We start from the raw sequence: 13,739 nt of genomic DNA, 5'->3' as shown, positions 1-13,739 counted from the left end.
TTAGGTTTTACGTGACTTTACTCAGATGCAGCCACTGAACGATTAGCTATTTTTTGCTCGGCTCGTAAAATTGCATTATTAATTGAGGCTCGATTTACGCTTGGATTGTCGCTTTCGAGTAGCTTCAACCATTGCTCAATGGCTGATTCAAACTCGCCATTAAGGTAAGCATGGTTGGCAAGTAATAGCCGAGACTGTGGTTCGTATTCATCCAGGGCTAATGCTCTGGCGATAACTAAATTAACGTCTAAACTCATCTCTCGTTTGTCGCGATAATACATAGCATTGGCTTTCATACCGAGTACGCTAGCGCTATCGCCTGACAGAGTAAGTAAGTCATTAAGGGTTTGCACTGACTCGCTATATAGGCCGCCATCCACGTAGGATTGAGCCAAATTTAATAATGCAATTTCATTGCTAGGTTGCTCATTTACTTTCTTTGCGTTTTTATTGATTTCTGCGGTGATCAGATAATCAATATTGGTGTCTACCACTCCTTTGTTCCAACCATTGAAATGGCCTAATTGTGAGTAAATTAATATTGTCGTTGTAAAGAGCACTACAGATAGCACCACTGGTGCCTTAACGTTGACGGAGTGCTCATCTATTCCATCTTCGCCAAGGTTAGCTATCGGGGTTACACCATACTTTTGACTAGAGTGATGATGACGCCAAATTAAGGTGATAACTGCACATAGGGTGACAGTAATACCGATAGCTAAACTATTCATAATGACTCTCTACAAACGACAAACTTAAAAACTGACTTAAAAACTAACTGTAAAAACTTGCTTAACACTATCGTGTTAAGTTCAGCAATTAGTGACCGCCGCCCATCATGCCGCCCATACCCATACCGCTTAAGCCCATACCATGTGCGTTATCACCTGGTGCTTCCACTTTCACTAGCTCAACTTCAAACACTAATGTTGATTGCGGTGGGATAATGCCAACTTGCTTGTCGCCGTAGGCAAGAGCAGCAGGAATAGCAAACTTGTAAGTTGAGCCTTCGTTCATCAACGGAATGCCTTCTTGCCAGCCTTCAATGACGCTCATTAATGCAAAGCGGTTTGGCTCGTTACGCTTGTGAGAGTCATCAAACTCAGTACCGTCGATCAAGAAACCTTTGTAATGCACAGTCACTACGTCTTGTGGGTTAGGCTTACGGCCTTCGCCTTCAGAAATCACTTGGTATTGCAGACCTGACTCAGTCTCTTTTACGCCATCTTTATTTTTGTTTTCAGCTAAATATTCATTACCGGCAGTAACGTTAGCTAGGGCAATTTTAGCCTCAGCTGCTTCACGAGCCGTGTTAAGGATCTCTGCGCGCTGGTTTAGGAAAGTGAGAATTTCTTCATCTGAAAACTGTGGATTGTTTTTAAGTGCATCCACCACACCTTCAATAACAAGGTCTACGTCTACTTCTGCACCAAGCTCTGTTTGGCTGTAGATTTGGCCAGAGATATATTTACCTAAAGAAGCACCGATACTGTAAGACTCTTTTTGTACATCAGAAGTCAGCTCGGTTGCGGCCATTGAGTTGGCAGACATAAACAGGGTGAAACCTGTCACAACAGCTAGGGTAGTTTTTGTAAATGTTTTCATAATAATTATCTCTTTAAATCAATTTGCTACGTATTACGTTTATGACCCAACATCCGGCTGTTATGGCTTTTCTGTTACTCGGTTCGATAAGCGCCACCCATAAATGCCATCAGGCATCTGCAGAACATTGGTGTAACCCATCTTCATCGCCTCATGCGCAGCAATTTCGCTGGCGTTACACAGGCGGTTGGCGCAATAAAACACCATCACTGCATCTTTCTTAGCAGGCAGTAGCTTTTTCCACTCTTTAACGTTGAAGTAAATCGCACCTGGAATGAAACCTTCAGCCCAAAGCTCTAGCGTATTCACATCAAAGAAATATACCCCTTCCTTGCCGACTAAAGACTCAGCTTCCATCATGCTGATAGTCGCAAGCTGATGTTCATAACGATGAGCAGGTGCCATCTCAGAACCACCACCTGCTAGACAGCTGGCAGAACTTGTAATTAACGTCAGGCTTAACAGAATTTGACCCAGTGCTTTTTTCATCATCTTTTCTCTCTATTGCCTCGGCAATTATTGCAGTGCAATGCAATGCATGCCGAGGCGGTTAACTAGTTATGCGGCTTATTTAGCTGCGTAACCTGTTCCATCTAGAATGTTTTGCGCTTGCGTAACATACGTTAGTGCAGCATCTAGACGCTTCTGGCTATAACGGAAGCCATGCACACCCCAAGAACCGTCTTTCTTGATTAGATCAACAGTCTCTGCAGCTTTCTCAGCTAGCATTAGAACTTGAGTCTTGTCTTCAGTAGACAACTTAGTCACTTCTAATAGCTGGTCGATGCGTACAAGAGCTTGCTCAACTTTCGCGAAAACTTCTTTAACAGGAGTTTGCATCTTCATTACTTCACCGTAGATCTCTAACTGGTCTTCGTAATGTAGGCCTTTTTCAAGTTCAGACTGGAACTGGCTGTGACAACCTTTGTTCTCTACCACGTCGTGGTCAGAGATAGAGGTACGAGCACAAGACCACATTAAGTCTAGGTATGAGCGACCTTCTTCGTTCTTAGCAACAGTCCAACCTTTACCAGCCTTAGGACCTTGAGTACGTGGTTCACCTTCTGGTGGGTTTAGTGTCTTCAGTGTTGGATCAACCTGGATCTTCCACATATGTGACTTACGTACTGCGTCGAAACCAGCTTGGTCAGGGAACTGCAGTGCCTTGAAGTTTTCACAGCTACCCATGTTAGGCATGTGACAGCTTTGACAAGTTTGCTGGTTGTGTGTATCTGAATTTTCAGCAATCAACGTCTGTGCTTCGTGACAGTCTTTACAGTCTTTCTTCAGCTTTGGCGTAGTGAAGCCTGACTTCCAATCACCATCAGTCACTTCGTGTGGATCGTGACATGTAGTACAACGCATGCCCTTCTCGTAGTGCACAGAGTTATACATCTGTGAACCTTCAGTACCACATGATGGACATAGTGACTTCATCTTCACACCGAAAGCGTATTCACGCTTTTCTTGTGCTTGAGGCGTGTCAGCAAGTGTTGGATCGTACTGGAATCGTTGGTGACAACGTTCACAGTTAGACTGCATACCGCCAGTACCGCCATCTAAGTGACCACCCGCGCCATGACACTCTTCACAAGCGATACCACGAGAAATCGTGTGCTCTTGAAGTTTCTTAGGATCACCTAACGCATCGAAGAATTCTTGCTTGTTTTGGAAGTCAAACTTGAACGTATGACAAACTTCACAGTAAGAACTTGCTGGTTGGAACAACATCTCTTTTTCGTACTTAGCACCGTATGAACTCATACCTTGCTGGTGCGAACCTGAACCACCGAAACCTGCTAAGGTTGTTGGGAATTCTGGGATAACATCGTTAATTTTCTTAGACATTTCTGGTGTTAACCATTCAGCCCAACCACGAGAGAACTGGTTAGCACCCGCTACCATTTTACCGGTACCGTCACGTAATAAACCGTCTCTGATGTGGTAAGTACCACGTACTAGCCATGCATCGATGAAACCGTATTTAGTACGAGGTGTACCAACAGTTGCATAGATCATGTCTGGTGTAATACCGTCTGGCAAAATGGACGTGTCTTTAGTGTTATACATGGTCTTTTCAATGTCGTTATCCACTTCAGGGTGTTCACCTGGGAAACGAATTGTTTGAGCGTGACGCGAACGCTGCCACTTCTCGTATTGAGTCGCGTGACATTCAGCACACTTCTCTGGACCAACGAAATTGTTTGGATAATCTAGAATTGATTTAGCACCTAAACGGTACTGAACCGCGCGAGGTGCGCCAACACGCTCACTATAGTTAGGGCTGTGGCCAGTATCTAAATACTCTTCACCACGGTCACTGATATGGTAATCACCAATCAAGTTACCGGCTTGCTGATATTTGAATACTGGGTGGTTCTCAAATAAATAATCGAATAACTCTTCTTCTTGAACGATATAGTCTTGCAGCGTTTTCACACCGTTAACTTGTTGCATACCGTTATATTCAGAAATAGCCCCTTTAGCGGTTTTACCCATCTGAGGGATGCTGTCATATTTTCCAGCAGCGTTCGCATTGGCAATGGCACCAAAACAAAACAGCACGCTTAATGCTACCTTGTGTTTCCACCGTCTCATCATTCACTCCTACTTATATTATTTTATTTTTTCACTGTTTTTTGTGGGCCTATAGCGGCACACATTTTTAAAAACTAACCGTTCACCGATTGAGCTAAACAACTGAGCGACACCTATTTTCCATATAAAAAACAGTAAAAATCTGCGCTACTGCACACTTAAAAATCCATCAGAACCGATTAGATATAAAAAACACATTAATCTTTTAAAACATAGACTTAAAAGATAGTAAATAGATCTTTTTAGATATAAAAATACAGCTTTCAGCTTTTTTAACGCCAAAAAAAATTGCAAAAATAGCCGATAAAACACACAGCGATAATTTTGTATTTCTTGCAAAGCGAGTAGGGATAAGGGCTTGCGAAACAATATCTATAAAGAGGTAGGTAAAAGCAGATGCACGGCAACAGGAAGACTCACTCATCCGCCTTAAAACCTTAATTGGGTCTTAAAGGTTTTTTAAGGACAATTAAAGCAGCCAAATAAAATGACTAAACAGAGGATATGAAACAGCAAAACTAAACTGTTAAAAGGCCAGAAAAATGAATAATTAAATAGGATAGTAAAATGAAGCGTTAAGGTTACCAAGAGGCATTTATAAAGCCATTAGCTCAACCCTTGTTGATATTCGCCAATCGCTAATACCAAGTGCCCTGCGACTGTTATCCTCACTTTAAATTGAACTCAGCCTCAGTAATATAGGCTGTGGTTAATCATAACCGACAAGCTCAGGCCATTAAGCAGCCGCCCAAGCAGCGATTCATAATGGCCAATTATTGAGTATAGGAAGTCTAAAAATAGAAAAGAGAGCACCTTAATGAGAGCGTTTTGTTGCGAGTCTTTTATTAAGAGTACTTTGTCACAAGCATTTTATTGAAAGTGCATTTATCAGCGACTAACTGAAAACACTTTACTGAATAAGCTTAGTTAACAGCACCAATTTATAGCACTGTTAGCTATTAGGCTTATTTCAAGCTTTAGCTTAGGAGATAGGGTTAAGCGCTACACCAAACTTACATAGATATTGACTATTAATACCTAGCTTTGTGCATAGGCTCTATGCATTAACTAAGGGCTATAGTTTGTTATTTAACACAATAAAAATCCCCCAAGGTGGTTAGCCTACGGGGGATAAAGGTTGGGAACTTGGGGGGAATAATAACTAACGAGAATCTTATGCCTTTTGAGCTTTCAGCGGCACAGCCTCTTTATCAGCGTCATTAATTACAGCTGGGGTAGCTTTAGTTTCACATTTAGTGAATACATACAGCGCCACTACAATTAGCGTCACAATAATGGTTTTGCTTAGTTCCATCTGCTCGCCTAGTGTCAATACCGCTACCATGTAGCCAACCAGTGGCATTAGGTTTAGCGCCATAGTGGCTTTTTCAACACCGATACGCTTAAAAGAGTAAAGCTGAATTAAGTAACTACCACCAGAGATCCCCGTACCCAAGAAGATAAGTAGACCTAGTAATAGTGGACTGTCTAAGATGATAAAGATTTGGCTTAAGTCTAGGCCCATTGCCATCACGACAAAGAAACCCATTACCGCAACTGAGATGTACTGGTACAGCATAGACACTACCGAACCGTATTTGTCTGCCAGGCTAGCACGTAAGTGAGCAGTCCAAGCAAGTGATAACATAGAACAAGTTACAAACACGTAGCCTAATAGCGGTGTACCGCCCTCAATACTATTCGTCGGCCCTACACTCATGGCGTAGATACACAAAGCTGATGCGATAAACGCGCCCCACTGCAGCTTGTTCATGCGGAAGTTCATAAATAGCATGCCAAAGAACACCGTTGCAAATGGTTGCATACCTTGGATAACGCCGTTCTCTGTAGCGCCAATGTGCGATAAAGATAAGAAGTTAAACAGCGAGAAAGCGCCTTGACCTATGATGCCGCAAAGGGCGATTTTTAGGATATCTTTTTTATCTATTTTAAGTGAGCCACCAAGATCTTTGCTTAAGCTCTTGCTGCGCGAGGTAAAGAAGAAAATAACCGATAAACCCATTACAGCAGTAACGTAACGGAAAAAGACTAACGTCATTGGATCGACAGCCATAGATAATGGCTTAGACACTACGCCTGTTACGCCCCAGATCACAGCCACTGCGATTGCAGCGGTCCATCCTAGTACAACATCTTTGTTGGTGATATTCATTTTATTTTACCTTTAGTGTCCTGTCTGGGCAGATTGCAATGGCTCAGGGGGGATCAGGATCTTTTGATCTGCTACGGACTATCTACTCTTATTAGCTAGCATTATGTTTTGCTTGCTTAACGAATAGAGCCTCGCGGATTTCAGTTAAGTTTTGTTTACTTCGAGGGGCATTTTACCCATAGCTAAGTTAAAAAATGTGACCTAAACGATACGGTAGATTTTTTTGAACAAAACTAGCTAAGATAAAGTTGAATATGCTGCACATATCTTAATTTCAGCCACTTACGTGACAAACATCTACTAAAACAGCCATTCACAAGGATGGGTAACATGCTAAAAAATAGCAAAATCAAGTTTAACGGTTACTAAATTAATAAATACTCCGGCATAACCGTCAACTAAAGTTAACCTAGCAGGCATTTATGTGACCAAAGTCACCTTGCATGTGGTCAACAAAATGAAACGTAAATTTCTAGTGGATTTAGGCCGAGTTTAGGAGGAAGAAACTAAAATAGATAAGGATAGATTAAGTTTTGTACGACAAATAATAGAAGACATTTGGTGGGGATGACACGCAGTTACTAACAATGGGCTTATTCAACAGAGAAATGCGCTGCACTTTTGTGCTAATTGCCTATTTTAACGCTCTAACGACATTGGAGTGCTTTGCTTCATCACTGAACATACAACGCAAAGCGTTAAGCCAAGAGTTCATATATCAACGAGGGGGTAACAATGCCCCCTCATTGATATTAATAGCATGCGGTGGTTAATAGCAGTAAGTTATTAATCTCGACTGCCAAATAGTTTGTTGGCCAACTGTTTCACAGCATTGGAGCAATCCTGTAAAAAGCTCTGCGTGGTTGCCTCAGGCAATGATTCAGCACCTTGGAGCATCTCCAGTAACTGCACCCGCTCGTTAGCAGTTAACCAATCTTGCAGATCTGGTAAGCGGTTTTCAGCGGCTAACCTACACACAAATTGTTGCTGCTCATAACCCTCATGCACTGCAAAATACACCAATGCCGCCTCAGGCACGCCAGCTTTATCGAGCCAATTAAGCGCCCAGTTTTGTTTAGCGATATCGAGCGCATCGCCCATGTCACTGTCTCGGTGACGCTCATTGCCTACCTCAGCATGACTCCAACGCTCTGCCATTGCGATGTCGCCAGCTTGAATAAGGCTAGCCACATAAGCGTTCTCGACAGAGCTTCGACCCAACCAGTGCAAGCCGCGCTTACCTAACTGCGCTAAAAACAGGGCTAAGCGCTCTGCCATCTCGCTTGGTAGCATCCAGATAAAATCTGCAGGCCCGAGTTTACCGCGGTACATTGGATAAGGGTTCCAACCCTGCAATTTCGGCATTTTTAGCGCCTGCGGACTCAAGCTATCTAAGCCTTCGCCACTAGCTAAGTAAGCCATGAGTTTGTCATACAAGATTTGCGCGCTATCGTCTTCAAAACCTTCTTTTAAGGTATTAAGCAAAGCAGCCTCAAACATCGGCATTATCGGTAGTTCAAGCTGTGGATTCAGTGCTTTAAGATGTTGGAAAAAATCCAATACTTGATCTTCACGACAATACTCAAGCGCTTGTAATAAGGCATCGAACTGCTTGAGTTGCTGGCGACCAATCATACTTGTGTCAGCGGGATCTAACTCGGCATACTGCTCAACCTTGGCAGCGTAACGCTGGGCAAAGCGTGTATCAGCTGGACGATAATCGGCAACCTGTTGATCTGCCATTAATGTGAATGCTTCCAGCATGGCGTCTGTTACACCGAATTGCTGTAATAAATCAAATAGCGATGCCTCTGCATCTTGATCATTAATCGCCGCATATAAGCCATAATCGGCTTTAAATTTGATAATACGGTTAATCGCTCGCTGCGGCGCGATAGCTAACCACATCTGCCAGTGACGTTTTGCAAGCTGAACAACGGCTCCTGATTGAGTGAGTAGCTCTGAACTGCGGCATTCAGTTAACCGACTGGCGCTTTGCAGCAGCAAAATCGTTAACATGCAGCGCTGACCCGCATCATGGGTAAACAAGTTCCAGTAGGCTGCTTGTTTAGCACTGATTTCAGGTCCTGACTTACCGCCATCTTTTGCTAACCCGTTACGGACTAGTTCAATCATTTTGGCGTCAATATCGGTAGCAACAGCTTGATGTGCATCAAGATCTACACCACAAATCCATTGGCGCAGTGCCTCATTATCGTCTTCGGCAACCTTGCAAAACTTAAGCACAAAATCACTCAGTAGTTGATTTAAGTGTTGCTCAAACCACTGGCCAATTGCCGTGAGTTCATCATCGGTTGGATCTTGGTGTAGGCGTAAAGCTAAATAAGTACTGCTACCTAAATGCAAGGGCATAAATGGCAGTGCGTAAATAAGCTCTTGGCCGTCACGATAGCCAAGCTCATCGTTAAGGCGCTCAAGCCGAGATTGAGAAATTAAATCGGTTCTTGGGTGTAGGCAGCTAAAAATCTTACGCCCCATTGCATCATCCCATGCAATAGCTGGCAGTTCTTGCTCTGGCTCAATTTCAGGCTCTGGTTCAACTGCAGGTTCTGGTTTATCTGCAATCAGGTCTTCAATAACTGGAGTGGCTGCTATCTCTGCTGCTTCAAGATCTCTCCAGAGCTGATAACTATCCTCGACTTCGCCACGCTGCGATTCAGCAACGGAGAAATATGTGGACTCATCACGAGCCTCGGTAAGCGTTGCCGCTAAAGCAGTTATTTCATCTTCAACCTTAACGCCACAAATTAGCTGTTGCTTAACTCGGTCATTCCACTCATCTGGCTCATCTTCAAGTTCCCAGCGCTCACATCCCACTGGCCATGCACCCATGGTGCTGTAATACTCAACCAGCAACTGCGCAAGTGAGCTAGACTCATCTGGCATTTGTAAAATAGGCGTGGATTTCAGCCGCACTATTAGCTCGCTTTTAAAATAGAGATAGTCATCATGGTGAGATTTCAGATGTGATAACAAGTCTGCTTGCACGGCGTCACAGCCCTGCTCTTCAACAAAAGCGTCTTCATAAAAATAACGTCGCACTTCAGCACTATCACAGTAAACATAAGCCTTGATTAAATCCCGCGTCCAGCCATGCTTAGCAACTAAACCACTCAGTAAACAAAGCGGCGCCGTCATGGTTTGCGTATCCCAATACGGCACAAGGAAGCGAGTAAGCATTGAGCTATAAGCTGCATCAGTCTCAATCAGCATATAAATCGCTTCGACACCAAAGGCGTTGTAATCATCTAACCAAAGATCGTTAGAGTCATTCCGGCTACGAGAGAACGCCACTAAAGCCTCAAGCGTAGCAACCACCTCTGGCATTAATTCAGGGAAATTTAACGCCGCACCAAACAATACCGGCTCAGTGATAAAGGCATGTTTCTGATCAAATCGGCAAGTATTCAGCGCTTGCTCGACCAAAGAACGTTTAGTCCCTGCATCTTCTAGCTTTAATCTACCGCCATCAACTTTAACAAACTGCACATTAAGCAGCAGATTCATGGTTAAACGCAGCGCAGAGCCGTCTTGTAAGCGCTGACGATACTCAACAAGTGCACTGGCAATACTTTCAGAGGAATTGGGATCAACGACGATAGAAACATGCTTATCAAACTGGGCCATACGACATCCTTGGCGGTTGAATAGAATAAGAAAACAAATAGATAAAGCGACCGCAGGTTAGCGTGCCATAAAAAAAATTGCGAATAATTCTTATGAAAATGGCTGCCAATGTATGGTTGAAAACTGGCTTAATTGACACTTTGAATGAGGCTCTAGCTGATGCGAGATGGGTTAATACCAATCAGTGTAAAGCCTATACAGGCAAGAGGCTGACCAAGTGACTGCATGGGTGAATGCTCAGCAATATCAATAATCACAGCTGATTTAACTGCCAACTCAAGAGTGATGGAGGGCTAAATAAGCCCTCCGATTACAGATAAAATGGTGGTACAACACCCTTTAAAACTCGCTTACTCTTCTTGCCAATCGTCTTCCCAGTCGTCCTCATACCAGCCTCTGATGTTCTGCACTAAAGGCAAGTTTTCATCAAATACAACAGCTAACTTAGGGAGTAAATCATCTCTGACAAAACTCTCATGGTCGGTATCAATAAAGCTGACAAAGCGATTAATTAACGGCAGCTTAGTAACATCCCCTGTGGATGCCAGGGCATAGACAACATGGCATAAAGAGCCCGTACAATAATCCCCTTCCCACAAATTGTTTTTTAATCTAGTGGTGTCCAGATAATCACAATAGTTGGCGACCATTTCCTGCATAAATTCAGCATGTTGCTGTACTGCTTGTTGGTAGAATGGTGTGGGTTCCACCTTATTGCCTGCGCTGTCGACTAGAGCGAATGAGAACAGATCGCCATAGCTTGCTGAACCGACATCTTTACAGAGCGCTAGCATTTGCTGCATCGCCTGTGGAATGTCATCAGTTTTAATCGGATGACAACCTGCCAACTGTTCAGCCAATATTGCCTCAGGCAAGTAACTGCGCTTTATATCTGGATGACTATTTGCAGCTTTGCTTGCTGCAGTAAATAGCTCAGCATGGCCGTTAATATCGAGTAATAGACTTTGATCTTCAAAGGTCAGCAGCAGCTTATCTTTCTGCCAGCGCATCTCTTTCAGCTCTTCATAAAGATCTGCTAACTCCTCGAAATATTGCTCAGCATCCTCTTCTGGGCCTTCCTGCAATACATCAATGTCGACACTACGCTGTTGCAACTGCTCAAAGCTGTATGTACGCAGCGGTAGTTTACGAATAACCTCGCACAGCTCGATATCAAACAGTTCTAGCTGCAGTTGAATCGCTTGTTCGCCATTGTGTTCAGCACTTTGCGCTATGACAGGGGCCGCCTCCCAACTCAGCATGACACCAAGGTTGGCGGTCAAATTCAATGCTGGCATGCACAAGTCATTGTTAGCGTTACCTACTCCAGGTAGGGGAAGCAAAGACTCTTGCTGCGCCAGCAAATCCAATCGATAAAATTCATGCGCCGTGGCGTTCTCCCAGTTTGAATTGGTATTACATGCATACAACCACAGCTGCCCTGCTATTGGTTCTGTTGGGCGATAAACATCGAGAGTATAGCAGTCTATCTGAGGCTCAAACTCTTCATCGTCGTCAGTGTCTAGTTCGCTATCTTCATCCTCTTCGTCATCTTCATCGTTGAGCTCGAATGGCAATCTAAAGTCACTGAGGATAGACAGGTTATTGCAATCTAAGCGAACCAAGGTCGGGATGTTATAGTCATTTTCGTTATTCATGGTCACCATAATGGTAAAACCACCACGAGAAAGAACGGCACCAATGCTTACCTTACCCGTCAGCTGTTGAGTGTGGGTCAAGCTTTGGCTAGGAATATGGAAGCGGCTGAACTTGCCGTCCCAGTCCCCCAGCAGCAGATGCTCGCCTTGAACCTCTTGCAAAATAAGATGACTATGCTGAGTTTGCAAATACCAGATAACTGTCTCGCTGCCATCTTGGTGACGCTCAATAATCCTCAGTCCCGGGCTTGGAGAACTTACAGCCTGTTCTATGTAATAACGCATACTTTTCCTTGTAGGATTTCTTACTAGAATTTCGTTTTTCTCAAGACAATCAGCCTGAACCTGAATCAGCAACAGCCGTTCGCCAACGTAAACATGGTTTATTCAGAGCATAATATTGCGCATCAGGGTAAGTATTACTCTGATAGATATCAATGACTTTGCAAAAATTAAAAGTTCGTAAAATACAAAAGGGGCTAATCTCAGACAAACTGTGACCCTATGTCAGCAGTTTTGATAAGCCTCCATTAATGCTCAATCAATCTGTTATTTGCTGGAGATTTTGGCAGTTCGGCGAAGTTAGTGAGCTTTAGCTTAGTAAACTTTAACGTGGTGAACTTTGTCGCGGTGAGCTTTATCGTGGTGAGCTTAGCTTGGCGAATTGTTGAGATTGGATATTTGCTTATCGATTTCATCCGCCTCGGCGGTGAGTTCAGAGTAAGTTTTGATATCACCATTTCGCTGCGCAAACATCGCTTGCTCAAGCTTGGAAAAATATAGCTTTTTGAGTTTCTTGGCAGGATCTCGTTTAAATATTGAAAACATTAGTTACCCCATTAACTCTGGTGTTTAGTCTATTGATCAGACAGGCAATTGCGTTAACACTTACCGGACGATGTGGTTTGTCCATAGCTATACGTCGAAGAAGTAAGAAAGGATTAACTTAGCAGTTAAAATAGACATTTAGATGACGGCATTTACCACATAGCTAAAACAAGCGGCGCTAGAGCTTATAAATAAGCAAACTCCGCTTGTTTGTGAGGCTAGCTCGGCTTCATTGAGTCACTATCTTCCTCTACTCGCATTTTTACTTTGATATGCCTTGTGATGAATAAGTCACGCAATCTTCAGGCACGGCGATAAATGTCTCTAACGAGCGCCAGTCATTGCTATTTTTATCAAAGTACAGTCTGTGAGAAGACACAGAGTGATAAGTACCTGAGGTGATTTGATTACCCATGGTAACGTGGTTGCCCGGCGCTATTGAAACTGTCCAGATATTATCACCGTCGATCATTTCAAGCTTAGTGTCAGAGATAACCCCCGGCGCTTTAAAGAAGTCTTTAGGGTATGACTCACAATAATACTTTAAGCGTTGGCCGTAGGAGCTATAAATGGTTCGCATATTAAAATGCTGATAATAGTCTTTAACTGAAAGCTGTTTACCTTCAGATACTTGCATTAACAGTTCTGTAATGCGTCGCTGGTAAACATCTTTACAAGCTGGAGTATTATCACTGCAATCTTTATTGCGCTGTTTAAGCCAAGTTCTTTGCGAATGTTTTAGCTGCAATTTGTCATTATCAGTAAGCTGGGCTCGATACAGTTTGTAAGCAGCCATTAACTCGGTGTCTAGCTTACTCAGCTCATCATCAGCACAGATCTGCTTTTCAATGTTAGCTTTGGCTTTAGTGCAATCGAAACTGGCCGCATACCCGAAACTTGAATACCCGAGCAGACATGCCAGTAGAGTGATTAGCTTGAGGCTCATCACTTGTTTAACCCTATATTTATCATCCTATTATCTAATATGGGGTTGTCTCATAATCTAAGTTGATAAGCAATCAAGCTCTACTTGATAAAGGTAGTGAGCTACGCCTATATATGCGGCCTATCGGCCGAAAAAAGTGTGACGCTTCGCCCCAACATTGCTAATGCATCAGGCTGCGCCTGACCAAAGTCGTGAGCTTCCAGCTCACACTCGGCCAAGAGGGGATCAACAGCAATCCCCTCTTGGATCACCCCTGCCGCCCCGACGAAGTTGTTGATCCTCA

10 protein-coding genes are annotated in these 13,739 nt (G+C 43.4%); all 10 read right to left on the bottom strand.

Going from position 1 to position 13,739, the window contains the following annotated elements:
• Nucleotides 1–17: 17 nt before the first annotated feature.
• Nucleotides 18–731 (bottom strand): tetratricopeptide repeat protein, encoded by a 714-nt coding sequence (locus AB4298_RS12170; protein WP_371986909.1) that lies wholly within the window; start codon nt 729–731, stop codon nt 18–20.
• Between the two features lie 88 nt (nt 732–819).
• On the bottom strand, nt 820–1,605 hold the full coding sequence (locus AB4298_RS12165; RefSeq protein ID WP_248999516.1) for an FKBP-type peptidyl-prolyl cis-trans isomerase: 786 nt from the start codon (nt 1,603–1,605) through the stop codon (nt 820–822).
• A gap of 60 nt (nt 1,606–1,665) precedes the next feature.
• A complete protein-coding gene (locus AB4298_RS12160) occupies nt 1,666–2,094 on the bottom strand; it encodes a rhodanese-like domain-containing protein (protein ID WP_248999542.1) in 429 nt (142 codons plus the stop codon).
• Nucleotides 2,095–2,172: 78 nt separating this feature from the next.
• The gene (locus tag AB4298_RS12155) at nt 2,173–4,203 is read right to left on the bottom strand and encodes a cytochrome c3 family protein (RefSeq protein WP_248999515.1); all 2,031 of its coding nucleotides are present in this window, start codon (nt 4,201–4,203) and stop codon (nt 2,173–2,175) included.
• 205 nt (nt 4,204–4,408) lie between these two features.
• Nucleotides 4,409–4,627 carry a hypothetical protein gene (locus AB4298_RS12150; RefSeq protein WP_371986908.1) on the bottom strand — a complete coding sequence of 73 codons (219 nt, stop codon included), beginning with the start codon at nt 4,625–4,627 and terminating at the stop codon, nt 4,409–4,411.
• Between the two features lie 750 nt (nt 4,628–5,377).
• The gene (locus AB4298_RS12145; RefSeq protein ID WP_248999513.1) at nt 5,378–6,376 is read right to left on the bottom strand and encodes a DMT family transporter; all 999 of its coding nucleotides are present in this window, start codon (nt 6,374–6,376) and stop codon (nt 5,378–5,380) included.
• Nucleotides 6,377–7,162: 786 nt separating this feature from the next.
• Complete coding sequence (locus AB4298_RS12140) at nt 7,163–10,024, bottom strand: hypothetical protein (protein ID WP_371986907.1); 2,862 nt, start codon at nt 10,022–10,024, stop codon at nt 7,163–7,165.
• A gap of 350 nt (nt 10,025–10,374) precedes the next feature.
• Nucleotides 10,375–11,967, bottom strand: coding sequence for a hypothetical protein (locus AB4298_RS12135; RefSeq protein ID WP_371986906.1), 1,593 nt, complete (start codon nt 11,965–11,967; stop codon nt 10,375–10,377).
• 366 nt (nt 11,968–12,333) lie between these two features.
• Nucleotides 12,334–12,510, bottom strand: coding sequence for a DUF6435 family protein (locus tag AB4298_RS12130; protein WP_371986905.1), 177 nt, complete (start codon nt 12,508–12,510; stop codon nt 12,334–12,336).
• 262 nt (nt 12,511–12,772) lie between these two features.
• Nucleotides 12,773–13,456 carry a lysozyme inhibitor LprI family protein gene (locus AB4298_RS12125; RefSeq protein ID WP_371986904.1) on the bottom strand — a complete coding sequence of 228 codons (684 nt, stop codon included), beginning with the start codon at nt 13,454–13,456 and terminating at the stop codon, nt 12,773–12,775.
• Nucleotides 13,457–13,739: the final 283 nt, after the last annotated feature.

The sequence above is a fragment of the Shewanella sp. 10N.261.52.F9 genome, assembly GCF_041471165.1.
GTDB lineage: Bacteria > Pseudomonadota > Gammaproteobacteria > Enterobacterales > Shewanellaceae > Shewanella > Shewanella marinintestina.
The sequence above is the reverse complement of the archived record's forward strand: the minus strand, read 5'-3'. Positions and strand labels throughout refer to the sequence as shown.

Excerpts from the sequence above, each read along its gene's own strand:
- AB4298_RS12125 (WP_371986904.1), bottom strand. The coding sequence starts at position 13,456 with ATGAGCCTCAAGCTAATCACTCTACTGGCATGTCTGCTCGGGTATTCA.
- AB4298_RS12155 (WP_248999515.1), bottom strand. The coding sequence starts at position 4,203 with ATGAGACGGTGGAAACACAAGGTAGCATTAAGCGTGCTGTTTTGTTTT.
- AB4298_RS12160 (WP_248999542.1), bottom strand. The coding sequence starts at position 2,094 with ATGAAAAAAGCACTGGGTCAAATTCTGTTAAGCCTGACGTTAATTACA.
- AB4298_RS12135 (WP_371986906.1), bottom strand. The coding sequence starts at position 11,967 with ATGCGTTATTACATAGAACAGGCTGTAAGTTCTCCAAGCCCGGGACTG.
- AB4298_RS12130 (WP_371986905.1), bottom strand. The coding sequence starts at position 12,510 with ATGTTTTCAATATTTAAACGAGATCCTGCCAAGAAACTCAAAAAGCTA.
- AB4298_RS12170 (WP_371986909.1), bottom strand. The coding sequence starts at position 731 with ATGAATAGTTTAGCTATCGGTATTACTGTCACCCTATGTGCAGTTATC.
- AB4298_RS12150 (WP_371986908.1), bottom strand. The coding sequence starts at position 4,627 with ATGAGTGAGTCTTCCTGTTGCCGTGCATCTGCTTTTACCTACCTCTTT.
- AB4298_RS12140 (WP_371986907.1), bottom strand. The coding sequence starts at position 10,024 with ATGGCCCAGTTTGATAAGCATGTTTCTATCGTCGTTGATCCCAATTCC.
- AB4298_RS12165 (WP_248999516.1), bottom strand. The coding sequence starts at position 1,605 with ATGAAAACATTTACAAAAACTACCCTAGCTGTTGTGACAGGTTTCACC.
- AB4298_RS12145 (WP_248999513.1), bottom strand. The coding sequence starts at position 6,376 with ATGAATATCACCAACAAAGATGTTGTACTAGGATGGACCGCTGCAATC.